General features: G+C 40.7%; 22 protein-coding genes, 1 pseudogene and 1 other annotated feature. Of the genes and pseudogenes, 14 read left to right on the forward strand and 9 right to left on the reverse strand.

Translation table 11 applies throughout. The annotated features are described in order from the left end of the window. Positions 1-721 precede the first annotated feature (721 nt). Positions 722-1,126 carry a hypothetical protein gene (locus KZA12_RS06095; protein ID WP_218689604.1) on the reverse strand — a complete coding sequence of 135 codons (405 nt, stop codon included), beginning with the start codon at positions 1,124-1,126 and terminating at the stop codon, positions 722-724. Between the two features lie 607 nt (positions 1,127-1,733). Next, positions 1,734-2,624 (reverse strand): LysR substrate-binding domain-containing protein, encoded by an 891-nt coding sequence (locus tag KZA12_RS06100; RefSeq protein WP_218689605.1) that lies wholly within the window; start codon positions 2,622-2,624, stop codon positions 1,734-1,736. A gap of 147 nt (positions 2,625-2,771) precedes the next feature. On the opposite strand from KZA12_RS06100, the gene KZA12_RS06105 reads away from it, so the two are divergent. Beyond that, positions 2,772-3,635 carry a DMT family transporter gene (locus tag KZA12_RS06105; protein ID WP_218689606.1) on the forward strand — a complete coding sequence of 288 codons (864 nt, stop codon included), beginning with the start codon at positions 2,772-2,774 and terminating at the stop codon, positions 3,633-3,635. 361 nt (positions 3,636-3,996) lie between these two features. On the opposite strand, the gene KZA12_RS06110 is transcribed toward KZA12_RS06105, so the two are convergent. The 3 genes from KZA12_RS06110 to KZA12_RS06120 form a co-directional block, all read right to left on the reverse strand. After that, on the reverse strand, positions 3,997-4,440 hold the full coding sequence (locus KZA12_RS06110; RefSeq protein WP_256932851.1) for a MerR family transcriptional regulator: 444 nt from the start codon (positions 4,438-4,440) through the stop codon (positions 3,997-3,999). Positions 4,441-4,851: 411 nt separating this feature from the next. Beyond that, positions 4,852-5,340 (reverse strand): META domain-containing protein, encoded by a 489-nt coding sequence (locus tag KZA12_RS06115; RefSeq protein WP_218689608.1) that lies wholly within the window; start codon positions 5,338-5,340, stop codon positions 4,852-4,854. A gap of 17 nt (positions 5,341-5,357) precedes the next feature. Beyond that, positions 5,358-5,846, reverse strand: a complete 489-nt coding sequence (locus tag KZA12_RS06120; protein WP_218689609.1) for an META domain-containing protein — start codon at positions 5,844-5,846, stop codon at positions 5,358-5,360. A 267-nt stretch (positions 5,847-6,113) separates the two neighbouring features. Between KZA12_RS06120 and KZA12_RS06125 the strand changes: the two genes are divergently transcribed. Both KZA12_RS06125 and KZA12_RS06130 read left to right on the forward strand, forming a co-directional pair. Continuing rightward, on the forward strand, positions 6,114-6,440 hold the full coding sequence (locus KZA12_RS06125) for a helix-turn-helix domain-containing protein (protein WP_218689610.1): 327 nt from the start codon (positions 6,114-6,116) through the stop codon (positions 6,438-6,440). Between the two features lie 57 nt (positions 6,441-6,497). After that, positions 6,498-7,040 (forward strand): annotated as a pseudogene (locus KZA12_RS06130) (IS30 family transposase); the annotation flags it as partial. Between the two features lie 69 nt (positions 7,041-7,109). On the opposite strand, the gene KZA12_RS06135 reads toward KZA12_RS06130, so the two are convergent. Then, positions 7,110-8,015 carry a LysR family transcriptional regulator gene (locus tag KZA12_RS06135; protein ID WP_218689611.1) on the reverse strand — a complete coding sequence of 302 codons (906 nt, stop codon included), beginning with the start codon at positions 8,013-8,015 and terminating at the stop codon, positions 7,110-7,112. 295 nt (positions 8,016-8,310) lie between these two features. On the opposite strand from KZA12_RS06135, the gene KZA12_RS06140 reads away from it, so the two are divergent. The 11 genes from KZA12_RS06140 to KZA12_RS06190 all read left to right on the forward strand — a co-directional run bounded on the left by KZA12_RS06140 (position 8,311) and on the right by KZA12_RS06190 (position 21,012). Further along, positions 8,311-10,014 (forward strand): L-lactate permease, encoded by a 1,704-nt coding sequence (locus tag KZA12_RS06140; protein ID WP_256932852.1) that lies wholly within the window; start codon positions 8,311-8,313, stop codon positions 10,012-10,014. A 65-nt stretch (positions 10,015-10,079) separates the two neighbouring features. Then, entirely contained in the window at positions 10,080-11,786 is a 1,707-nt protein-coding gene (gene dld, locus KZA12_RS06145; protein WP_068408377.1) for a D-lactate dehydrogenase, read from the forward strand. A gap of 127 nt (positions 11,787-11,913) precedes the next feature. Next, positions 11,914-13,056 (forward strand): FMN-dependent L-lactate dehydrogenase LldD, encoded by a 1,143-nt coding sequence (gene lldD, locus KZA12_RS06150; RefSeq protein ID WP_068408375.1) that lies wholly within the window; start codon positions 11,914-11,916, stop codon positions 13,054-13,056. Between the two features lie 270 nt (positions 13,057-13,326). Further along, positions 13,327-16,101 (forward strand): phosphoenolpyruvate carboxylase, encoded by a 2,775-nt coding sequence (ppc, locus tag KZA12_RS06155; RefSeq protein WP_218689613.1) that lies wholly within the window; start codon positions 13,327-13,329, stop codon positions 16,099-16,101. A gap of 530 nt (positions 16,102-16,631) precedes the next feature. Further along, positions 16,632-16,919, forward strand: coding sequence for a hypothetical protein (locus tag KZA12_RS06160; protein ID WP_218689614.1), 288 nt, complete (start codon positions 16,632-16,634; stop codon positions 16,917-16,919). A gap of 38 nt (positions 16,920-16,957) precedes the next feature. Beyond that, positions 16,958-17,635: a hypothetical protein gene (locus KZA12_RS06165; RefSeq protein ID WP_256932853.1), complete on the forward strand. Its 678-nt coding sequence runs from the start codon at positions 16,958-16,960 to the stop codon at positions 17,633-17,635. Positions 17,636-17,693: 58 nt separating this feature from the next. Beyond that, on the forward strand, positions 17,694-18,011 hold the full coding sequence (locus KZA12_RS06170) for a hypothetical protein (RefSeq protein WP_218689615.1): 318 nt from the start codon (positions 17,694-17,696) through the stop codon (positions 18,009-18,011). A gap of 124 nt (positions 18,012-18,135) precedes the next feature. Then, a complete protein-coding gene (locus KZA12_RS06175) occupies positions 18,136-18,459 on the forward strand; it encodes an IS630 transposase-related protein (protein ID WP_373416590.1) in 324 nt (107 codons plus the stop codon). An 85-nt stretch (positions 18,460-18,544) separates the two neighbouring features. After that, positions 18,545-19,764, forward strand: a protein-coding gene (locus KZA12_RS06180) for an IS3 family transposase (protein WP_373416591.1) whose coding sequence is annotated in 2 segments (ribosomal slippage) — positions 18,545-18,821 and positions 18,821-19,764 — 1,221 coding nt in all. Because the reading frame shifts where the segments join, the coding sequence is not laid out codon by codon here. After that, positions 18,820-18,936 (forward strand) — a sequence feature (AL1L pseudoknot). (Overlaps the previous gene by 117 nt.) 93 nt (positions 19,765-19,857) lie before the next feature. Then, positions 19,858-20,205 (forward strand): DUF1810 domain-containing protein, encoded by a 348-nt coding sequence (locus KZA12_RS06185; protein ID WP_256932854.1) that lies wholly within the window; start codon positions 19,858-19,860, stop codon positions 20,203-20,205. A 183-nt stretch (positions 20,206-20,388) separates the two neighbouring features. Further along, positions 20,389-21,012, forward strand: a complete 624-nt coding sequence (locus tag KZA12_RS06190) for a hypothetical protein (RefSeq protein WP_218689617.1) — start codon at positions 20,389-20,391, stop codon at positions 21,010-21,012. Between the two features lie 275 nt (positions 21,013-21,287). On the opposite strand, the gene KZA12_RS06195 is transcribed toward KZA12_RS06190, so the two are convergent. The 3 genes from KZA12_RS06195 to KZA12_RS06205 form a co-directional block, all read right to left on the reverse strand. Beyond that, positions 21,288-21,470: a hypothetical protein gene (locus KZA12_RS06195; RefSeq protein WP_218689618.1), complete on the reverse strand. Its 183-nt coding sequence runs from the start codon at positions 21,468-21,470 to the stop codon at positions 21,288-21,290. Positions 21,471-21,864: 394 nt separating this feature from the next. Beyond that, entirely contained in the window at positions 21,865-22,530 is a 666-nt protein-coding gene (locus KZA12_RS06200) for a 3'-5' exonuclease (protein WP_218689619.1), read from the reverse strand. A 63-nt stretch (positions 22,531-22,593) separates the two neighbouring features. Beyond that, a protein-coding gene (locus KZA12_RS06205; protein ID WP_218689620.1) for an IS3 family transposase occupies positions 22,594-23,759 on the reverse strand; the annotation gives its coding sequence in 2 pieces (ribosomal slippage) (positions 22,594-23,501 and positions 23,501-23,759; 1,167 coding nt in all). Positions 23,760-24,003: the final 244 nt, after the last annotated feature.

Raw genomic sequence — 24,003 nt, forward strand, 5'->3', positions numbered from 1 at the left:
AGTAAAGTTCGGTTAGGTTGTCCATGTAAGAAGTCCTCTTTTCGCTATCGTTTGTCTTGGTAAACTTACTTTAGCGGATTTGGACTTCTTTTTTTACTTCTTTCTCGCTTATCCCGAATTGGGGTTAGATTACCTATTGAAAAAGATGCGTTTGTCACACCCTTATCCGACATGATAAATTTTATTGATAACGCTAAAATGCGTCTATGGGAGCGCGAGCCTAAGGTTCGGGACCTTGCATAAACACCTCTTTATATTGCCTTATTTCATCAATAACCCAGCTCATATGCTGGGTTGTTTTTTAGGTATAGTAGAATTACTTTAAAATCGATACAGTACGACTGGGATAAATTTTTCCTCCCCTTTGTGATAACAACAAGCAAGAAAAACTGATAACAGTCGCATATATAGTCAAAATATCCTAAAAACGCTACGGTATTGCTGATATCAATTTTTTGTAGCCTCTGTCTGCGCAGGCACAGCAAGCAAGAAAAATTGATATCAGTAGCGCGTGATGTATCGATATTACTTTTCACTGACTATAGTTATGACGTATCGCTTTCATTTTAAAGTGGCCCTATGTTATTCCATGCTCACTTTGACCTTTATGATATTCTAAAAAGTTGTGAAAATAGTATAAAAATCATTCAGATGCACTTATTAGTAGGTTGCCGTCATACGTTTACAAACCTCTATGGTCATTATTAGAATGTAGGCGTACTTACTGATTAACTTCCTCAGGCTCCTGTTTTTTTTCTGCAAGACTGGTCTGCCTATCCTCAGTTTGTTTTGTTCTAATATTGTTCAATTCTAGAGCTGATGCAAAAGCATGCTTGTCAGGCGTAGGAATATGGCTTTCATTCGTTAATGAGCGATCATTTTCAGCAAAACGAGCAGCCGATAACAGTTGATCATTTTTTTGCTGATCTTTAGTGTTGAAAGTATCTACTAGAAGATATAAAGAGACTGGAATTAGAAAAAGAGTTATTAGTATTCTTTTGGTGAGCGCCTTATGTGGACGATACTTCCATTTGTACAGTGGTGCTAATAACATTAGCACACAAATAACGGCTACTAAAAGCTTAAATAACGTATCAGTGGATAAGTTAAATATATTAGCTATCATATCTTTGTGTCCAACTTACCCGTTCTATTAGTATTGTTTCTAAATTTGATTTAAAAGGCAGCTTTAAAGCGGTCTGTTAGAGGATCAAGCAATCAATCTTTAACAGATAATAAATATTATGAGCGAAGAATTCGAAAATTTTATTTGAATCCTTAACTCAAGATACTCTGTAATAGCCTCTAGCTCACTGCAGTTAAATCCATGCTATCACTAATGATTAATATTGTCATTATATATAGCCCAGTTAAAGATAGATTTAGTCAGCAGTTTAGGGTTTAGCAAGCTTATCTTTTATTCATAAAAGTAATAATAACTAAAATTGAGTAGCTTACTATCTTTTAGATTGGAACCTATCAGGTTATGATATTTAACATCCTACAAAACTGATGACTATTTATGGGGAATATAAGTTTTTATGATCTGTTCTTTCCAGTATTGCTCTGTCTGAACTCTCCGTATGGTGAGTCGGGGCTCAAATGAATGCAGCTACTATCAATTTTAATACATTAGCTGGCCGCAGCATAGTTGCCGCACAAGATTTATCACTTTGAAATCCCTTAACAAATCATTGTTTTTCTTGTAACAACAAATAAGATAGAGGATTTCTTTACTCACACTGAGATTCTAACCATTTAGATAGTTTAATAATATCATCCTGATGATTCTTTAATTCCTTGTAAACGAAGTAAAATTTATCCCCTGTTAGTAATTCATGCATTGGAATTCTAATGAGTTTCTGCTTATAAGATGGATCTAGCATCATATAGTTGTTAACGAGGGTAACTCCCAGATTATACCGTGCGGCTTCTATCGCTAGTAGTACATGACTAAAATGATTTATCTTTATATCCTTCGGTAACTCAAATCCGCCTGCCTTACACCACCGCAGCCAATCCTCCGCTGTATTCTCGCTTGTATCTGCATATCTCACGGACAATATTGGATGCCGCCACAATGTATCAGGAAGTGGTTTATCTCTTATTTTCTCCCAAAGCTTTTGACCACAAACAGGATATAAAGTTTCAGAAAATAAAAACTTACTGATGAAAGCATGTGGAGGAGGATCGACGGTGATATAACAATCGGCCCTTTGCTCATTATAATCAGAGGGATGATTAACCATATCTAAAGTGAGTTCTATTTCTGGATACTGTCTATAGAAGTCTTCTAGTCGAGGAATCAACCAATTCACTGCGACTGAACTGTACAGAGCTAAGCGTATATGCCCAGGTTTTCCATGTTTAATAATCTGACTACTATCTGAAAGTAGACCCAATGCGCCACTCACATCTGTGAAATAACGCTCACCAACCTCTGTCAACGAAAAGGTCCGGCCTTGCCTGTAAAACATTGCTTCCCCAAGATACTCTTCAAGGATGCGTATTTGGTGACTCACGGCACTTTGTGTCACATTGAGGCTTTCTGCTGCTTTTGAAAAGCTGTTAAGCCGTGCAACGGATTCGAAGCATTGTATGGCACGCAATGGGGGCAAATCCATTATTACCTCAGGTAATACTAAATATGTTTTATATCATTATACATCATACCGTTACTTGAATATACTGCCTGACAGATCGTTAAATCAGCATGAACCCATTGGGGTTTTAACAGTTTCTGAATTTAAAGTAGGGCGGGGAGGATAAGAATGCCAAAGATAAGTGTTGCATTTGCCATGACGCTATTGGTACTAGGAAATATCATTGCGGTCTTCTCGGACGCCTTGATAAAGGACTTGCCCTCTGAGACGGCGGTATATCAATTTATCCTATTTCGTCAATTAACAGCGGTTTTAATGCTGTTGCCATTTTGTTTAATCAATAAAAAGAGCAAGTTATTCAGTAATATGAAATGGCACTTTGTCCGTAGTCACGTTTGGTTGTTAGGTGTGATATTCATGGTACTGTCTCTTCAAGTATTGCCTCTCGCGACTGCGAACGCTATTTTTTATGCCGCCCCTTTATTTGTATTACCACTGGGTTTTTTATTTTATAAAGACAGATTAACCTTTTCAACTATAGCGGTAGCTATGTTAGGTTTTGCGGGTATCCTCGTTATTGTACAACCAAAACAGATTAATTTAGGGGCGGTGTTTGCGCTTATAGTAGCGGTAACCATGGCGCTAAACAATCTGTTAGTTCGTAAACTCCCACAACATCATACTGTCTATCAAACGCTACTTTTGACCAATTTATTAGGAATCCCATTCGCGCTTGGTTTGGCTATTTGGGAGGGACAGCCATTTGACTGGCGCTCATTGATTACGGCCGCCAGTTCAAATGTATTCATTTTGATTTATGCGGGTATATGCGTACAGGTGTACCGACACATTGAAGCGTACAAGGTCTCTAGTGCGGAATACTCAGGTTTATTAGGAGCGGTGGTGGTCGGAATCATATGGTTTAACGAAGTACCAAATATGACTTTGTTAATAGGTTCTGCGCTGATTATCCTACCTTTGATATGGCTTGCTACTCTTGAATCTATGAGGTTTAGACAAAAAATTGGGTAGGATAACTATATGTCTTAAAGCTAAAAGCTAAAAGCTTTCTTTAAAAATCCCCTAGAATGGTGTTTGAGCGTGAGTATTTTAATTGAATGGACTGAGCTTATAGCCAGTCTTGGGGCTATTGATCAAAGGGCTTTTATCAGCGTTGCTAGGGAACGCAGCATTCAGCTTGTTAGGTAATCGTCCCATGCATAATGCATTTAATTAATAGCATTAAGATGCATGGTTTGGTTTTTGTATAGGCGTAAAACCGCCATTACCCATGGGCGTTCATGATTGTAATGGTTTAATAAAATACGATTGATAGTACGATTCGTTATGTGGCACCCTTTAAGTTTGAAAAGCGCTATTAGGATAATCTTAATCAGTCAGGCATTGCTGCCTGACTCAAGTAGATCAGTCTCCGATATAGTCGGGACAGTTCACTTTCGAAGTTGAGAATGGGATAAATGAAGCTAATATTATCTGTCTTTATTTCTTCTAGAATGGCGTACCAAGCACTAAGTTGGTTAATAGTGTTGATGATCTCGATCTTTTGACGTTTAGCTTCAGCAAGCTTTTCGGAGATAGTAATCAAATCTTTATCAATATTGAGAGTACCATTGAAATGATCGTTCAGATGGCTTTTAAATTCAGCAAGAGTAAAACCAATAGCCTGTGCACTTTTAATCATTTTAATACGCTCAATACATTCTGGATGAAACTCGGTACATAGGCGAGAACCCGCTTGTCGTTTTCGAGAGTTTAGTAGCCCCATTTCATCGTAATGGCGAATAGTATCTTTGGTTGTATTAGCCTGCGTTGCCAAAGCTCCTATTAGTAGAAATGATGGATCAGATCCCATACCATAACCTCAAAAATATAATTTTTATCTAGCTTTAGACAATTATACGCACTGAGACTGTCCTTTGCTGTTAAGTCCGTAGATAATAACTTGCGTGACTATCCTTTTTTAGACACCGCCCAATATCCTAGTAAGCTTGGCCAAATAAGGCTTATCATAGAGCTTAGGAGTCGAGTTAGAAAGTGCTTAATCTACTCAATATGTGCGCTGTGAGGTCATCGCTGTTATTACATACAGCCAAAGATCCTAGTTCTCACTAGAAACGGCGATTACCTGAGGTTATCTAGGCTTGATAGCTACTTTGAGTTGTTAAAAAAACGCCCCACTAATTAATAGTGAGGCGTTTTTTATAGCTTATCAGCTTATTTGACAGACCTATTTAGCAATAGCTTTAAAGCTAGCTACTTGATAAGCATTAGTAATGGTCAGAACAGGTGAATTATTAGCACTTTTACTTATACTGTATTTGCCTTGCACTGTTTCCGCTGCTGCTTTGTCAAATTTTGCCAAGGGTTCAGGACAACCCATTCGAGTACTTCTTATACCGCCTAGTTGTACGTTACCATTCACAACGTTGTATCCGGCTGCTAAATTATTACAGGTATTCATGAGGGAAACAAAATTGTTACCGTTTTCAGTCATGAAATTTAAAACTAATGGGTTCTTTGGATCAAAGAATAACTGAGGAACTTTAACGTTATTAGTCCCTTTGGCATCAACCAACTGCCAATTATAGGATTGTAAAAGATTGGATGTAACTGTTTGTTCTACTGGAGCGGTCACGGTAGGAGTGGTTCGGCAACCAGCGGCCAATGTACCTACTGCTAAAACACCTGCCATCATTACTTTAGTCATGTTTTTCATATAAACGCCTGGAGTAGTTATTTAGAAATAGCTTTGAATTGAGCGACTTGGTTAGCATTGGTAATGGTTAAAATAGGTAGATTGTTGCCACTCTTGCTTAAGCTATATTTACCTTGTACTGTTGCTAGTGTAGCAGTATCAAAACTAGCTTGTGGCTCAGGACATGCCATTAAGGTGCTGATACCATTTTGAATTTGAACGTTACCATCCACAATGCTATATCCAGCGCTCATATTGTTACAGGTATTCATAAAAGCAACGCGGTTATCACCGTCAGCAGTCATGAAATTTAAAATTAAAGGTTTGGCTGGATCGCAGAACAGCTGAGTAACCTTATCACCGTTGCTACGCTTAGCGTCAACTAACTGCCAATTATAAGCTTGTAGAGCATTCGATGTAATTGCTTGAGTGGTTGGTTCCGTCACGCTACGAGTGGTTTGGCAACCAGCAGCCAACGTACCTACTGCTAAAACACCTGCCATCATTACTTTAGTCATGTTTTTCATATAAAACGCCTATAATATTTATATTTGATGTATTAGACGTGAGCATTATTGCAGAGGAAAAAAAACGACACAAGTATAGGTAACTATTTAAGTACGGTATTTCTAATATGACACGTAGATAGGAGGTTCAATAAACCTTATGCTAAGGCCTTTTTTTAAATGCCTTAGATTAACACATGAAGTGCAATTTCAAAGAGCAGGTGAAAAAAAGACCTAGATGCGCTAGCATCAAAGTTTTTATCCACCGACCAAAGTGAGATTGCAACCATGAACTATACGCATCTAAGCCTACGGGAACGATACCAGATTTACGCCCTTATAGTGGCAGAACATAGTATTAAATTTATAGCTGACACATTAGGCAGAAGCCCTAGCACCATATCGAGAGAAATCAGACGCAATAAAAGCCTACGAGGTTACCGAGCAAAGCATGCTAATAACAAGGCTTGTGACAGACGGCCTAACAACGCCACAACTATTGTGGCTGACATCTGGGCATGGGTGACAGACAAGCTTAAAGAAAACTTGCGTCCTGAACAAATAGCCGGGTTTCATGGTGGTATTAGCCACATGAGCATCTATCGCTATATCTGAAAGGACAAGAGACAGGGCGGCAAGTTATGGCAGTGTCTCTGACGTAAAGCCAAACCATACAGTAAACGTCTAACCGCTGAGACTCGTGGTCGTATCAATGACAGAGTCTCGATTCATGAACGCCCTTGTATTGTTGAAGAACGCTCACGTATTGGTGACTGGGAAGCGGATACCGTTATCGGTCAGCATCACAAGCAAGCGATTGTAACGCTCGTTGAACGTAAAATGGGGCTACTGAAGATGAAGCGTGTGGGTCATAAAACGGCACAGCAAGTATCAGAGGCAGTGATAGAACTCATAAAGCCAGTGAGGTTGCAGGTTAAGACCATTACCTCTGACCATGGTAAAGAGTTTGCTCAGCATAAGAAGGTGAAACAAAAGCTCTTTAGCCCTTTCTTCTTTGCCGATGCTTATGCGTCATGGCAGCGAGGAACCAACGAGAATACCAATGGCTTGATCAGAGAGTACTTGCCTAAGGGTTGTGACTTTAGACAAGTCTCTGATAATGAGATGCAGGACATTGAGAAAAAACTAAACAACAGACCAAGAAAACGCTTAGGGTTTAAAACGCCTATGCAGGCGTTCTATAATATTAATTAGCGTTGCACTTGGTATGTTAATCTAAGATTCCATTACTCTTTTTATAGACATCAGAAACAGGCTTATTACTCAGTAGTAATAAGCCTGTTTCTGATGTAATGATTCTCGCAAATGTGCAACGAGCAGTTTTAACTTTTGATCCGGTTGCCTCGCTTTAGGATAAACCGCATATAGGCCCAGTTTCTTTCTGGTAAAACATTGCAAGATCTGCGTGAGTGTATTTTGCTGTATCTCATCATAGATCAACACTTGTGGTAAAAAAGCGATACCTAAACCGCTAAGCGCGGCTTGTTTAATCGCACTAAGATGATTGCTATGAAACCGACCATGGACAGATATTAATTGCTCTGTGCCGTCTATAAATAATGGCCATATGTTATTAGAGGTATTATCAAACTTATAGACCAAGCACTCATGATTCTCTAATTCTTCAGGAGTTTGAGGAATACCATATTGCTTTAAATAGTCTGGCGTCGCACATATCACCCATTGGCTATCTATCAGGCGCCTTGCAATGAGCGAGGAATCTTCAAGCACAGCGGTCCTTAGTGCCAAATCAAATCCTTCTTCTATCAAGTCAACCAATCGATTGGTAATTTGTAACTCTACCGATACTTCAGGGTGTTGTTTACAGAATTCGGCAATAGATTTGCTAAATATGAAATTCGCAGAGACCACAGGCATGGTTATACGTATATTGCCTTTCATATCTTCGCCGTAACCCGTTACCGCATCTTCGGCTTCCTGAAAAGCAAGTTTAGCAATTTTAGCTTTGTTATAAAGCGTCCTGCCTGCGTCGGTCAAGCTCAACTTTCTGGTGGTTCTATAAAGTAGCTGAGCATTTAAGTTTTCTTCTAATCTTGCAATGCGCTTGCTCACTACTGAGTTGGTTAATGACAGTTTTTCAGCAACCTTAGAAAATGACCCTTCTTCAACAACTTGGACAAATAAAACCATATCGTCGGCTTTGACCATATTTGTGCTCCAATTAGGGTAATAGGCTTTAGATTATAGCAAAAAAAGAAAATAATATTTTCCTTTGATGCAATATATCTATTTATTAACAAGGCGTAGACTCCTTTAGGGCATTTTGAACAGTAAAGGATGGAATAACTGAGATTGTGCTTGGCATTGTCTGAAAAACAGCTTGGGTCAATTAGCAGTCCCTGTTTGTGAATGTTTAATACAACTTAGTCATCATGGAGTCGTCAAAATAAAGGCTTTAATGACTTGGTTCAAGGAAGATTAAACGGTAATAAAGGATATGATTTTGAATCAAACAATATATGGTCTACTGGCATTACTGCCAATTGTTCTCTGTGGTATTTTTTTGATAGGCTTGCAATGGTCAGCCAAAAAAACAATGCCGATAGTTTTAGCGGTTACCGCGGCGTTGGCTATTTTTATATGGGATATGACGCTCACTCGAGTTTCATCATCTATCATTCAAGGTTTGGTCATTACGGTTTCGGTATTGTGGATAGTCTTTGGTGCTATTTTTTTGTTGAATACATTAAAACATACTGGTGCAATCGCCGTTATCCGTGCTGGGTTTACCAATGTATCGCCAGATAGGCGTGTGCAAGCCATTATTATTGCATGGTGCTTTGGCTGCTTTCTTGAGGGTGCCTCTGGTTTTGGTACAGCTGCCGCTATTGCAGCGCCTTTGCTGGTGGCAGTAGGATTTCCGGCGCTGGGTGCAGTGTTGATGGGAATGATGATACAAAGTACACCTGTATCATTTGGTGCGGTCGGTACGCCTATTGTGATAGGGGTAAATGATGGGTTAGATAAAGCTGCCATTAGCGCTCAACTGGCACAAGAAGGAGTACAGTGGGGCGAATTTTTACAACTGATTACCAGTCAAGTCGCCATTATTCACGGTGTCATTGGTACGTTTATGCCCCTGTTTATGGTGATGATGCTCACTCGCTTCTTTGGTAAAAATAAAAGCTGGCGGGAAGGCTTTGCGATTTGGCCGTTTGCGATTTTTGCAGGCTTGGCATTTACAATCCCTTATATGATAACCGGTGTTTTTTTAGGGCCAGAGTTTCCGTCACTGGTCGGTGGCTTGGTCAGTATTACTATCGTTGTTAATGCTGCTAAAAGAGGGTTTTTGGTACCAAAAACCATATGGGATTTTGAACCGCAAAAAAACTGGCCGAGTGAATGGCTTGGTAAGTTAGTGGTCAGTAAAGAAGATATTACGCTGACCTTGAGTGATAAGAAGATGTCCACCCTTATGGCGTGGTTCCCTTATTTACTGGTTGCCCTTTTACTGGTGTTTTCAAGAGTATTTACAGGCTTTCAGTCTTTACTTAACAGTGTGGCAGTAGACCTAACCTCGATTTTAGGTGAGACAGATATCAGTGCCAGTTTTAGTCCTTTATACTTACCAGGCGGCTTGTTACTAATTAGTGCTTTGGTTGCCGCCGCTTTTCAAACTAGAAAGTCCGTCAGCGCACTAAACAGTGCCTTTAAAGAATCAGGCAAAACTGTACTAGGGGCAGGTTTTGTACTTATCTTTACGATTCCAATGGTTAGAATTTTTATCAATTCCGGCATAAACTTATCAGATGTGGCGAGTATGCCAGTCGCCAGTGCAGAGTTGTTTTCAGGTACTTTTGGCAATGTTTTTCCATTGATTGGTCCAACCATTGGAGCGTTAGGAGCCTTTATCGCGGGTTCTAATACCGTATCTAACATGATGTTCAGTCAATTTCAGTATGAAGCGGCGATGAGCTTAAATATTTCACCCTCTTTAATCATAGCGGCTCAGGCTGTTGGTGCGGCAGCCGGTAATATGGTTGCCATACATAACGTGGTGGCTGCATCAGCAACGGTGGGTTTACTTGGTATGGAGGGCGCCACACTTAGGCGTACTATTTTACCCACCATATACTATGTGTTGTTCTGTGGCATCATCGTCATGGCCGCCATTTACATTTTTGGTTTTCAAGGGCCCTTAGCATGATGAATGACACACAATCACAAGATAAGGAGCATCATATATCTTCGTCAAATCGCGATTCTCAAGGCATGCTTAGTCCTGATCAAGTACTAGACAAGCTAACACAATTACTGGGTGCTAGTAATGTACAGGCTGATCCAGAGAAAAATGAGCACTATAGAATGGGGTGGCGCTCTGGTGGTGGCAGTGCCTTAGCCGTTTTATTTCCGCAAACACTGCTGGAGATTTGGCGTAGCCTAGAAGTATGCGTTGAAGGCGACTGCATCATTATCATGCAAGCGGCTAAGACAGGTCTGACTGAAGGCTCAACACCGAGCGGTAATGACTACGATAGACCAGTTGTGGTGATTAATACGCTTGCAATGAACCAGTTGTATTTGGTGAATGACAACGAGCAAGTGATCAGCTTGCCTGGTGCGACATTGCATCAGCTACAAAGTCAGCTTAATGCTGTCAATAGAGCGCCTCATTCCGTCATCGGTTCCTCGACGTTAGGCGCGTCTATTATTGGCGGTATATCTAATAACTCTGGTGGGGCTTTGGTCAAAAGAGGGCCTGCCTATACCGAGCTTGCGTTGTTTGCCCAAATAAACGAACAAGGACAGCTGGTATTGGTTAATCATCTAGACGTAGAGCTAGGTGATACGCCAGAAGAAATACTGACTAATTTGCAAAATGGTAATTTTGATAAAAGAGAATTACCTGATAGTGGCAAGCTCGCATCTGACAAAGAGTACATCGCCAGAGTAAAAGACGTTGATGCAAGCACGCCCAGTCGCTTTAATGCGGACAAGCGCAGACTGTATGAAGCCAGTGGCTGCGCTGGCAAGCTTGCGGTGTTTGCAGTACGTCTTGACACTTATCCAATAGCGGCAAAAGAGAAAACCTTTTACATAGGCACTAACAGTGTGAGTGAGCTTGCACAGCTCAGAAGGCAGATACTATCAAGCTTCGACAATATCCCTGAAGTGGGCGAGTATATGCATCGTGATATATTTGATGTCTCCGCTAAATACGGTAAAGACACGTTCCTAAGTATTAAGCATCTCGGCACAGATGCCTTACCTAGATTGTTTTCTATCAAAGGCGCTATTGACGCTAAATTTCATAAGTGGTCATGGATGCCAAAGCATTTTACTGACAAAGTCATGCAGTTCATCGCTACTCTATTTCCAAAGCATTTACCGAAGCGCATGATTGAGTATCGTGAACAATATGAGCATCACCTAATCTTAAAAATGAGTGATGAAGGGATAGCAGAGGCACAGGATTTTCTGAAGACCTTCTTTGCTGCTTCAGACACGGGTAACTATTTTGAATGTAGCCAGGAAGAGTCAGAAAGCGCGCTTTTAAATCGTTTTGCGGCAGCCGGTGCCGCATTACGCTATGAAATCATACATGAAAAAGAAGTTGGTGAGATATTGGCATTAGATATTGCCATACCGCGTAATGAATTAGAATGGCTTGAAACCCTACCTGAAGAAATTGAAAAACACTTAGAGATGAAGCTGTATTACGGACACTTCTTTTGCTATGTGTTTCATCAAGATTATATTTTGAAGAAGGGCAGTGATGCACACCTTGTTAAAAAGATGATGTTAGAGCTATTGAGCGCACGCGGAGCCAAATATCCTGCTGAGCATAATGTAGGGCATCTATACGAAGCAGAGCCTGATTTGCAGAATTTCTATAAAAGCCTAGACCCAACCAATAGCTTTAATCCCGGCATCGGTAAAATGTCGAAAACCAAACGTAACTGCTCGTGCTGTGTGTAATAGTGAGTGTGGGTTGAGCTTGCCGCTTCAAAAATAAGCCAATTGCATCCATCGTTTAGCACTAATCAATAAATAATTAGAGATTCAAAAATATTACATAGATATTTAACAGAATAAGGGCAAGCGTATGATTATTTCATCTCCAAACGACTACAGGGCTGCTGCCAAGCGCCGACTGCCACCATTTCTATTTCATTATATAGATGGCGGTGCTTATGAGGAATATACCTTAAAACATAATGTTGAAGATTTATCGAAAATTGCCCTTAGACAACGTGTACTAAATGATATGTCACTGCTTAGTCTCGAGACGCAGTTATTTAATGAAACTCTGTCTATGCCTGTCGCGTTGTCACCCGTGGGTCTGACAGGTATGTATGCCCGCCGCGGAGAAGTGCAGGCCGCTATGGCAGCCGATCAAAAAGGCATTCCGTTTACCATGTCGACAGTTTCGGTTTGTCCGATTGAAGAAGTAGCGCCTAAAATTAACCGTCCGATGTGGTTTCAGCTTTATGTATTAAAGGACCGAGGTTTTATGAAAAATGCCTTGGAGCGTGCCAAAGCGGCGGGGTGTTCGACCTTGGTTTTTACGGTAGATATGCCAGTACCAGGGGCACGCTACCGAGATATGCACTCTGGTATGAGCGGTAAAAATGCTGCTATGCGCCGTTACTTACAGTCTATGACGCATCCGCAATGGGCATGGGATGTAGGGCTAAATGGCCGTCCGCACGATCTGGGCAATATCTCTACTTATTTAGGTAAGCCAACAGGATTGGAAGACTATATAGGCTGGCTAGGTAATAACTTTGACCCCTCTATTTCTTGGAAAGATTTAGATTGGATTCGCGAGTACTGGGATGGGCCTATGGTCATCAAAGGTATTTTGGACCCAGAAGATGCCAAAGATGCGGTGCGTTTTGGAGCCGACGGCATAGTCGTATCGAATCATGGTGGGCGACAGCTGGACGGTGTTTTATCCAGTGCACGTGCTCTGCCTCCTATTGCCGATGCAGTTAAAGGAGAGATTAAAATTTTAGCCGACTCTGGTATACGTAATGGCTTAGATATTGTGCGTATGTTGGCTTTGGGCGCTGATATTTGCATGCTAGGGCGCGCTTTTATTTATGCTTTAGCAGCGGATGGCGGTGCAGGGGTAAGCAATTTGTTAGAACTGCTAGATAAAGAAATACGCGTCGCAATGACCTTGACTGGTGCCAAAACGATTGCTGATATTAATTCTGACTGTTTAGTAAAGCTGGAGAATTAAACTTGAAGCCGTTAGTTTAGTCATCAATCGTAATAATGAAACTCATAATATTGTTGGCTGACTAGGGATAGACAGATATACCATTACAGGAATGGCTGACCCAGTATCACCAAAAAATAAATGATTAATACATAAAGCTGACAACGTCTTGGCTGATGAGAAGCGAGAGCTTCGAGATCCACATAAACAGGTTAAATGGCTTACACCATAGAAAACCTACATTTAAGACCGCACGACTATATTTGAATGAATTTGATCAGGAGATCAAAGATGACTATTGATAACGACGTACTACGTGAACGCATCAGCTTATTAGGCTCATTTCTAGGAGAGGCGATTTCTCGGCAAACGGGCGAACAAACACTCAACACGATTGAAACCCTACGCCAAGGTTTTATCCAGCAACGCCGGGCGCCTAACGCAGCGAACCAGCAACAACTCATCGACTTTATTGCCTCGTTAGACAACCAAACCTTAAAAAATGTCATCCGCAGCTTTTCTATCTATTTCTTCTTAGCCAATCTCAGTGAAGAAAATTACTTACGAGAACAACGTCAAGCCTTGCGTATGCAATCGGAACATAGCTGGGAAGGCTCGTTTCGGCGTACGCTGCTTGAATGTCGTGAGCGCAATATTGAACCCGCCCAAATGCAAGAGCTGATTGAGCAACTAAAATTTATCCCAGTATTCACCGCCCATCCGACTGAAGCGCGTCGCCGTACGACGATGAATCTATTGCAGAGTTTATTCAAGCATAGCGATGCTTTGAATAATCTTCCTGAAAACAGTTTCGCCTATGAGCAAGCGAAAGAACAAACGGCGCAAACCATTGATTTATTATGGTCATCTGATGAAGTACGGACGCGTAAACCTTTAGTCTATGACGAGATCAATAATGGCCTGCATTATTTCAATGCCAGTTTATTCAGCGCCATTCCCAAAGTTTACCGTAATATTAAAGACGCCATTGTTGATATCTATCCTGAGCTAACAGACTATCCCTTACCGGCGTTCATGAGCTTTGGTTCTTGGATCGGTGGTGACAGAGATGGCAATCCCTTTGTCACTCATGACACCACAGAAATGGCCGTATTGATGCATGCCAATACCGTCTTGCGTCACTATCAAGTGTTGATCAAAAAATTGCGTCGTGAACTGATTCACAGCGATACAATTGTCGCTATCGAACCTGACGTGTATACAAAAATTGAAAGTTATCGTGAGCTCGATAGACGAGTCTTTGATTACAATACTGACGATTACAACAATGAGCCGTACCGAAGACTGTTATCGATTATTCTTGCCAAAATAAAATCGACTAATAGCCATATTCAAAGCAAAGGTAGTGATAGCGAGGCTGAAAAAGATGCTTACACCAATCCGCAAGAATTGTTAGAAGATTTACGCATCATTCGGAAAAGTGTCAATACTCACGATACGGCACATGGCGAAGGCTTATTACTTGATATGATTCGTTTGGTCAAAACCTGTGGTTTTCATTTGGCAGCGCTCGATATTCGTCAAGAGTCCTCTTATCATAGCGAGGTGATAGCAGATATTTTTGCCAATGCCTCTAATCTGCCAGATTATCAAATGCTCACTGAAACTGAGCGCCAAGAATGGCTAACGCGCTTACTTGAAAAGCCCGGTACACCGCTCATCTATACCGATAACTTGACTGATAAAACCCGTGAACAATTAGCCTTGATGAACTCAGTGGCAACATTACGTAAGCTGGTCGGGCAAGATACTTTCGGCAGTTATGTCATTTCGATGACCAATAATGCCAGTCAATTATTAGAAGTCTTACTACTGATGCGTTTTGCAGGCTTATGCAGGGTTGATGATGCAGGTCAGCTGTCTGCTGACTTACCCGTCGCACCCTTGTTTGAAACCATCGAAGATCTTAAAAATATCGATAAGATCTTACCTGCCGTGTTGGACAACCCACTGTATCGAGGGTTGCTACAACACTCAGATAATACCCAAGAAATCATGTTAGGTTATTCAGACTCATCAAAAGATGGCGGCATCATTACGTCTGCATGGCAGCTTTATAGCGCGCAGCAAACCATTAACCGTATTGCTGCTGAGTATGGTATTAAAACGCGCCTGTTTCATGGTCGTGGCGGCTCTGTCAGTCGTGGTGGTGGCTCAACACATAATGCAATTGCCGCTCAGCCCGCAGGGACACTGCATGGAGAAATTAAAGTCACTGAGCAGGGCGAAGTCCTTTATGCCAAATATGCCAACACCGATACTGCTGTGTTTGAGCTTACTATGGGCATCACTGGTACGCTCAAAGCGTGCTCAACAAGATTTGTGGTGCAACCGCCTGAACTACCAAATTATGAAGCACTCTTTGCGCGTTTAGCAGACGCGGGTGAACAACGTTATCGTCAGCTGACTGACCATACCGAAGGGTTCTATCAGTTCTACTCACAAGTGACGCCAGTACAAGAAATCTCTTTATTAAATATTGGTTCACGTCCGTCGCACCGCAACAAAGGCCTGCCAAGTAAAACAACCTTGCGGGCAATTCCTTGGGTATTTGGTTGGTCATTAGCGCGCTTTACACTGCCAGCTTGGTATGGCGTTGGCAGTGCACTGCATAGCGTCATCGATGATGAAGCATTAATGAAGGAAATGATAGACTACTGGCCATTTTTTAACGTGTTTATTAGCAATATTGAAATGGCGTTTACTAAGTCTGATATGAGTATTGCTCATGCCTATAGCCAATTATGTGACGATGAGACTTTACGTGAACAGATTATGAAAGCGGTGACTGACGAGCATGAGCTGACTTATTCAGGTTTAAACTCCCTGCTTAATCAGACCTCATTATTGGCGCATCAGCAGAATCTTGCGGCTTCCCTTGAATGGCGAGATGCGTATTTAGATCCAATTAACTATATACAAATCGAGCTGTTAAAACGTGCCAGACAAAAAGATGCTACTGGTAATAACGGTGATCTTGCTTTTGAAGATACTTTAGTACGCAGTATCAATGCTTTAGCAGCAGGTTTGCGCAATACGGGATGATTGCTAGAGAAGTACATTCAGATACCTAAATACATTACTTTACTCTAATCAACTTAGGAAGGTTGAAGAAGTGTAGGGTTAACTAATTTAGACATTCAGCTATACTAGTAGCTGAATGTCTGTATGAGGAACTAATCTTTATCTTTATAAGAAACGTTATGACAAATGACTCTGTATGTAGTGGCATAATAAAACACGACTGCATAGCACGATTGGTTATGTGTCACCTTTTGAGTTTGAAAAGCGGTATTATGAAAATTTAATCCTGTCACGTATTGCTGCCTGACTTAAGTAAAACACTCTCCGATATAGTCGGGGCGGTTCATTGCATAACGCTTACTCTCATTAGGGTATAGATCACTAAGACAGGCGTGGTTTGATTTTTATCGTCATGCTGCGTAATCAAAATCTCCCCAGTTTAGTTATACGGATTTGACAGCAGGGGGCAATATTGTTCTTTTTGGGCAAGTGCGTAAGCCTTAGTTTAAGGAAATAGATAGAAAATTAAGTAGCCAACAAAAAGGAAGATTATGCTTGATTTTTTAAAACATAAAAAAGAAGATACATGGTCCGATAGTTTATTAGTCATAGTGATACGCCTTACAATTACAGGATTTATAGTAATGCTAGGGTTCTTCTTGGCATTTATTGCTACGATGGGTCCACCTATTGCACCTCATATTTGGAATGGGGGTCTGGATGGCGGTATTAGAATAAGCACTATTGTTATCGGCTTGGGTTCATGTGCTGCTATATTGCTTTGGTTTTTCTGGACATTATGTTGTGATATTTATCGTCTTATTATTCGTACCACATAAACTATCAGTGGGTTGACTTGTGAAAGAAGGATTACAAAATGCGTTTTTTATATCGCATGCCTATTTTTATCATACTATTTTTGTCCATGAAAACCGTCTGGGCTTGTATGCCGCATTCACCAAATGATGTATTTATTGCACGTCTGCAATCATCGCAGCCCACTCTAATGGATAATCAGCAGAAAGGCTTTGACTTGCAATTTAGTAATCCACGCTTCGTTTTTCGTACGCTTAAAATGGGGTTTTCTTATTCTACTCCTGAGCACTGGCAAAGTTATTTCGAGTTGAAAAGTATCGAGCCAAACGACCTAGTTATTGGCTTAGCATATGCGGCCAGTGGTAATGAGCCAGCAAACTATAAGGTGGTATCACTCGCGACACTGAGCTGTAAAAATGATAAGTTAATAGTTGATAAGCCATTGGTGCCTTTTTTAGCATGGAATCGAGTAGAGGGTAAATGTGGTCATGACAGTAGCTATAAAGTTGGCATACTGGATGGCTTTATTGATGAAGATCAAGCTTATTATTTAAAACAGTTACAAGCCAAATATCCTACTTGTAATAAGCTGAACGCGGCGTTCCCTAGCGGCACTGATAAAAGGGAGTTGAGTAATAGTACCGATTCAGTTAATACTCATAGTACATCCAAACAAGACAGCCATCCTCAAATATCATTTTGGGAAAAGGTTAAGTTTTGGTTTAGGCAGTGGATATAACGCCCCATATTTAACGACAGACTGTGAAAACGTAAGCTATATAAAATAAGGAGTTGCAATGAATGTTCTATATAAAGTAACAGGCTTAATGATACTTGTGTTAAGTTTGATATCTTGTGATGCGCTATACAGTAAGAGTACAGCTAAGAGCGCATCAGAGGACAATCATCTTAATACAGCCATAAGCGAATTAGACAAATCACTTGCCGCAACAGATATGAGCGACAGTGATTTCAATAAGTTAACACACGCCATACAACCAAATTTTTCAGATAAGCCGCTGCCACAATCCGGCTTAACGTTGGCAGATAAGAACAAACGCTCTGATTGTGGTTTTGATATGCGCGTGGCTGATAAAGCAAAGCAACTGACTTAAAGGTAACTGTTAATCCAACACCATTGATAATATAGTCGGTCTTTTATAAATAAGATATAATCGTTTTAAAACTGATGAGATGCCAGAACAACACATGACCTATTCAGTAGATTTTTGAGCACAAGTGATTAAAAGTGTCGAAAACAAAGATATGAGTATTCGTCAGGCTTGTACTTTCTATAATATTAGTAGAACCACATTACAACGTTGGTTGAAAAATCAGGTTATCAAACAAACTCGGGATAAACCACCAAATAAAATACCGAATAAATTACTTCTTAAAGACGTCGCGCAATATTCGGACGATTACATGTACGAGCGAGCACAGCGTTTAGGCTGTAGCAAATCAGGCATTGAGATCGCGCTAAAGCGCCTTGGCATCAGTCAAAAAAAAGACCTTGGAACATCCAAAAACGTGTCCGATGAAAAAAGCGACGTATCAAAGTAAGTTTGATAGCTTTACACAGCAAGGTTATCCCATAGTGAACCGCCCCGGGATTGTCGGAGACTCAACATTCTGAGAGAATACGACAATGAAAAAACAAACCTACACTCCTGAGATTAAAGAACGCGCCGTTCGCATGCTGATAGAAGCGTTGGGCGACTATCCCTCCACATGGTCAGCGATTCAAGCCATTGCCCCTAAGATTGGCTGTACGCCTGAAACCCTACGGTCGTGGCATAAAAAACACATCGATCAAACCATTCCTGCATCGGTGCAAGCGCAAAGTGATAAAGAGCGCATCAAGGAGCTTGAACGCGAATGCAGAGAGCTCAAGCAAGCCAATGAGATCATACGTAAGGCTGCCGCTTTTTTCGCCCAGGCGGAGCTCGACCGCTGACTAAAATCATGATTCAATTCATCGACGACAATAAACATCTTTATGGGGTCGAGCTGATCTGTAGAGTACTACCGATTGCCCCGTCAACTTATTATCGTGCTCAAGCCTTAAGCGACAACCCACACAAGCGTTCACTGCGCAGTCAGCATGACGACTTTTACCTCAGTGAAATTATACGCATCTGGCAGGTCAGCAAATGCCGTTATGGTGCGCGTAAAGTATGGCAGCAGATGAAAGCTGATGGCGTAAAGGTTGCTCGCTGTACGATAGAGCGTTTAATGAGACAGCATGGTTTACAAGGCGTCTGGCGTAGAAAAGGTAAAATAACAACTTACAGCCGTGATGACCAAAAACGCGCTGATGACTTGGTCAATCGTAACTTTAATGCTCATCGTCCTAACCAACTATGGGTTGCAGACTTCACTTATATTAAGACAACGAGTGGCTGGGTGTATACCGCTTTTATTATTGATGTGTTTGCTCGCGCTATCGTTGGCTGGAAAGTATCTAATCGCATGAATACCGATATGGTGATGGCGGCGTTAAATCAAGCAATAGCAGATAGAAACTATCCCAAAGATGTGATTCATCACAGTGATCGAGGGGTTCAGTATTTATCCATTCGCTATACCGATAAGATGACGGACTCTGGAGTGATTGCTTCTGTTGGTACAACAGGCGATTCATACGACAATGCACTGGCTGAAACGGTCAACGGGCTTTATAAGTCTGAGGTGATTCATTATTTAAAACAGAACTGGACTGGTGTGAAAGATGTTGAACTGGCAACTCTTGAGTGGGTAGATTGGTGTAACAAAACACGATTGCATAGCACGATTGGATATGTGTCACCCTTTGAGTTTGAAAAGCGGTATTATGATAATTTAACCCTGTCAGGCATCGCTGCCTGACTCAAGTAAATCACTCTCCGATAAAGTCGGGGCGGTTCAGTTTATCCATCGGTCATTAAAGAGTTAACCGAAGGGCAGAAGCGTACGCATTGGATGTGGTTTATTTTTCCACAGGTGAAAGGCTTGGGACACAGCACAATGGCCAGGCGTTTTGCAATAGAAAGTCTAGAGCAAGCAAAAGAGTATTTGCAACATGATGTGCTTGGAGCACGGCTAATAGAGTGCGCTGAATTACTGCTGTTGCATCCTGATAAAAGCGCTTTAGAAATCTTCGGATCAATCGATACGCTGAAATTACACTCTTCGCTTACGCTGTTTACTTTAGCATCCTCTAATAAAAAATGTGTTTTTAACGAGCTTTTGGATCAGTATTTTGAAGGCAGTTACGATATAAACTCTATCAGAATGTTAAAGCAAATCAATGATCAGCAATCTAAGTAAATAAAACCGAACGAGATCCTAAAAGATGATCTAATCCTTAGTGAGGATTAAACTTCAATAAACGAATTATGCCAGATGATAAATATCTTAGAAACTGCGCAAGCGCTATACTGCCGTCAAATCTCGCCAGAGTTTGATACTTTTGACTACATTAAAACTCCTTAATGATCAGTGAGCATAACCATGAAGTACCAGATTAATGACTCGTATATAGATGATATACCTAGTGCGGTTCTATATCGACAAACTATGGATCATTACCCTAAGTCTGCTATTGGTTGTTTTATCATCAGTGATAATTGGGATGAACAGGCGCTACTAGAGCTGAAAGAGCAGTCGCAGGTTTGGTTTTTAGTGGGATTGCAAACAGATAATATAGATTTTGGGCGATTAAATACTATAGAGGGAGTTATTAGATGTCAGCTTGATGAAGTAGATCAAGTAGTTAAGTTGTTGGATATCAGTCCACGTGGCTTAATAAGTATAGATATTAACGATATCAAAAGTTTATTCGAACGAGAAAAATCATATAAATTTATTCAAACTCATGTAACAGATGTATTTGAAACAGAGATGGTAAAAAAAGCAGCTAATGAGTTGGTTAGTCAGCTCCCTAAAAATCTTAATATCAAAGGGCTGTTGTTAGGTATAGAGAGTAGTGAATACCCTTCACTAGATAATACTTCTTATATAATAGATTTTATTGAAAAGAGTATTGTGGCTGATGATTTATATAGTTACTACTGCACCAGTATTAGTGATGAGCCTAACTCTTTTCGATTAAGGGCAATGTATGCTTCGGCATAGCTCAGTTTTGTAGGATTCTAGTACTGACGCAATATAAGTAATAGCATCACTGGTTGCTGCTTAAACCTGCTGAATCTGTAATCTAGTGCCTTTATAGTAAGCAGGTTTAAGCATTGCTACGTTTAGTGGATTATAATCAGTTACAAATTTTTTAGAAAACCCCTTGTTTGATCACGCTGATTTTCGCTTTTCAAAATCATTGTAGTTCATAACCACCTCATGAGATATAGGTACAAAACCAACCCTTAAAGCTACTTCATTTTCCCCAGTTCTCATCAAGTGTGGTGGTTGGCTGAATCTAGAAAGAAGCTGAGTAGCTCAGTCGTTGGGTTTTCAAAATGTCCTCGTGTGCCAACATCAAATAGATTTAATTCCTCATCCGTAAAGTCTAGCGCTCTAAATTTATCAATAAGGGCTTTAAACTTGTCAAGGTCATAGCGGGTTTGCACTGATGTCATTGTAATTCCTTTTATAGGTTGTTTTTGTATTGTTGGCTTAGAGCTTCTGAGAGATATCCTTGAAATGATGCACAGCGCACTGTACATCACTGTCAATGATCACTCCGACAAACCCCGATATCAATAGCGTCAACTAAGAAAAGTAAATTTCATACTCCAGCCCTCTACACTATATATATGATAGCATATAGAGCTTTTCCGACTTGTCAGAGTAAGATTGTTCAATGGCATATATAGATATTGATGATATTTTAAATATCATAATATTGAGGGGTTTACTACCTAATAAGTTATAGTTTCAATAAGAAATTAATCTACTTGAGCGTTAACTATTTCTAGTATCTATCTCAATTTTGAGCATAGCTCGACTATAAAACTGATGACATCAGTATATTTATACCAAATCTAATGCTTGCTGGCATGCTTGAGCTAAATAAAGGTCAACACTGTCCTGTTTAAGCAGCCATTTAAGATAGCCAGTACCTTCAGAGCTCGCAGCTAAATCTGCAATAGCCTCACCCTTGTGTTTGCCAAAGCTTAAATGCGTCGGTACACGTGCTATTTCGCTAAATTCATATAGGCTCTTCACATCACTTATTTCATGACCCTGACTATTCGCCAAATCAATCAGACTAATAAGCACCAGCTCAGTGAAGTAAATGTCAGCAATGGCAGCATGCGCGTTCTTTGCTTGAGCACGGGCTATATCACGGTGAAAATGATAGAGGAGGGACACTAGCTTATGGCTCTCAAGCGTAGGAAGCAGGTAGTTAGCCATCGCATTAGTACAAATTGACTTAGGCTCATGGGTCACGCCAGCATTTTTAAGAACTTGCATATCAAAATCAATATTATGACCAATCAAGTACTCAACACTACTAGGCAGTCTAAAATCTGTATGAGGTGGTTCATGTGACACATCTTCATCACAGATATGTGATATCGCCATAGAGCCCAGGCTAATTTCTTTGAGAGGGTTGAAGCGCTTCGCTCGCGGAGCTTGTAATACAAATACCTTACCATCGTTTATTTCAACAATAGAATAGGCCACTTCAGTCATGTGCGGTTCAATAAGTCTGACCCCTGCCGTCAATCCCGTAGACTTAAACTTGGGAGATTTTAGTTACGCAGCCTGACGATAATAATCAAACCACACCTGTCTTGGCGATTTATAGGCCAAACCCTTTTGAATCCTCGTTTGGTTGTAGTACAGCTCAATATAGCCAATGATATCGCTGATGGCTGTAAACCTTGTTTTATAGTCTTCGTGATATACCAGCTCGTTCTTTAAAGTGCCCCAGAAGCTTTCTATGGGTGCATTGTCGAAGCAATTACCTTTAGCGCTCATTGAGCCTGTAAACTGATGCTGTTTGATAATCTTGTGGTAGGCATGGCTACAGTACTGACTGCCTCTGTCAGAGTGAACTATTAGCTCTTTGCTGGGCCGTTTGTTCTTGATGGCCATGTTCAATGCTTTGCATATTAGATCAGCGGTCATACGTTTGTTAATGGCATAACCAACCAGCTCTTTAGTGTATAAGTCTTTAACCCCTGCTAAGTACAGCCAACCCTCATTCGTCCAGATATAGGTGATGTCACTGACCCAAGACTCATTAGGACGCTTAGCATCAAACTGCTGATCCAACACGTTTGGATAAACCATTTTATTATGGTTTGAGTCTGTAGTGACTTTAAAGCGTTTATGGCGACGGCATTTTATGCCATGTTCTTCTTTGATACGTCTGACCATGTACAAGCTAATATCATGGCCTTGCTCTATGAGCTTTGCATGCAGTCGCTCAACACCATAGCGCTCACGAGTTTCACTGTGAGCAGCCCTAACCAGTAGCTCAGACTGATTACGATGTATCTGTTGGTCACTGATATCACGACTCAGCCAGTCGTAATAACTTGATGGCTTAACACTTAGCACACGGCACATAGTGGTGATGCTAAAGAAGTGCTGATTATCTTTGATAAAGGCGTACCTGACTAACTGTGCTTTGCAAAGTACGCCGTGGCCTTTTTTAGGATCTCTCGCTCCTCTTCGGCAACTTTAAGTTGTCGCTTGAGCTGCTTTATTTCTTGAAGAGCCGTCATAAGATCAGGATCGTATTGAGCTGTTCCTACAAGTTTGCCTTGATTAGCTTTGTTGTTCCAGTTCGATAAGGTTTGCATGGCGATACCAAGCTGCTTTGCGGTCGTTGAAATATTGCCGTTGTTGTCTGCTATCTTTTTAACAGCTTCGGCTTTAAATTCGTCACTGTAGGTTCTTACTTTCTTGGTCATGATAAACTCCGATTAATACGCTTAGTTTACCAAGTTTACTTGTACGGTTTCTTCAGCATAGCTCAGTCCTGTCGTTTCGGTGTCGAGTATATAGGTGGTCATAATAAGCCTTGGTAAATTCGAGAAGCGTAATAGTCTGTTTTAAGTAGTTCCATTATACCAGTATGTTTTAAGTATTCTGTTAATAGGCTTAAAGGGTGAAATAGCTGATTCCCTTGGGGTATACTCTAAAATAATAACTACC

It is taken from the genome of Psychrobacter sp. BF1, from assembly GCF_019279065.1.
In the GTDB taxonomy this organism is placed as follows: Bacteria; Pseudomonadota; Gammaproteobacteria; order Pseudomonadales; family Moraxellaceae; genus Psychrobacter; species Psychrobacter urativorans.

What these genes read in the sequence shown, in the direction of transcription:
- KZA12_RS06095 (WP_218689604.1), bottom strand. Translation starts at nt 1,126, where the DNA reads ATGATAGCTAATATATTTAACTTATCCACTGATACGTTATTTAAGCTT.
- KZA12_RS06100 (WP_218689605.1), bottom strand. Translation starts at nt 2,624, where the DNA reads ATGGATTTGCCCCCATTGCGTGCCATACAATGCTTCGAATCCGTTGCA.
- KZA12_RS06105 (WP_218689606.1), top strand. Translation starts at nt 2,772, where the DNA reads ATGCCAAAGATAAGTGTTGCATTTGCCATGACGCTATTGGTACTAGGA.
- KZA12_RS06115 (WP_218689608.1), bottom strand. Translation starts at nt 5,340, where the DNA reads ATGAAAAACATGACTAAAGTAATGATGGCAGGTGTTTTAGCAGTAGGT.
- KZA12_RS06120 (WP_218689609.1), bottom strand. Translation starts at nt 5,846, where the DNA reads ATGAAAAACATGACTAAAGTAATGATGGCAGGTGTTTTAGCAGTAGGT.
- KZA12_RS06125 (WP_218689610.1), top strand. Translation starts at nt 6,114, where the DNA reads ATGAACTATACGCATCTAAGCCTACGGGAACGATACCAGATTTACGCC.
- KZA12_RS06135 (WP_218689611.1), bottom strand. Translation starts at nt 8,015, where the DNA reads ATGGTCAAAGCCGACGATATGGTTTTATTTGTCCAAGTTGTTGAAGAA.
- dld (WP_068408377.1), top strand. Translation starts at nt 10,080, where the DNA reads ATGCTTAGTCCTGATCAAGTACTAGACAAGCTAACACAATTACTGGGT.
- lldD (WP_068408375.1), top strand. Translation starts at nt 11,914, where the DNA reads ATGATTATTTCATCTCCAAACGACTACAGGGCTGCTGCCAAGCGCCGA.
- ppc (WP_218689613.1), top strand. Translation starts at nt 13,327, where the DNA reads ATGACTATTGATAACGACGTACTACGTGAACGCATCAGCTTATTAGGC.
- KZA12_RS06160 (WP_218689614.1), top strand. Translation starts at nt 16,632, where the DNA reads ATGCTTGATTTTTTAAAACATAAAAAAGAAGATACATGGTCCGATAGT.
- KZA12_RS06165 (WP_256932853.1), top strand. Translation starts at nt 16,958, where the DNA reads ATGCGTTTTTTATATCGCATGCCTATTTTTATCATACTATTTTTGTCC.
- KZA12_RS06170 (WP_218689615.1), top strand. Translation starts at nt 17,694, where the DNA reads ATGAATGTTCTATATAAAGTAACAGGCTTAATGATACTTGTGTTAAGT.
- KZA12_RS06185 (WP_256932854.1), top strand. Translation starts at nt 19,858, where the DNA reads ATGTGGTTTATTTTTCCACAGGTGAAAGGCTTGGGACACAGCACAATG.
- KZA12_RS06190 (WP_218689617.1), top strand. Translation starts at nt 20,389, where the DNA reads ATGAAGTACCAGATTAATGACTCGTATATAGATGATATACCTAGTGCG.
- KZA12_RS06195 (WP_218689618.1), bottom strand. Translation starts at nt 21,470, where the DNA reads ATGACATCAGTGCAAACCCGCTATGACCTTGACAAGTTTAAAGCCCTT.
- KZA12_RS06200 (WP_218689619.1), bottom strand. Translation starts at nt 22,530, where the DNA reads ATGACTGAAGTGGCCTATTCTATTGTTGAAATAAACGATGGTAAGGTA.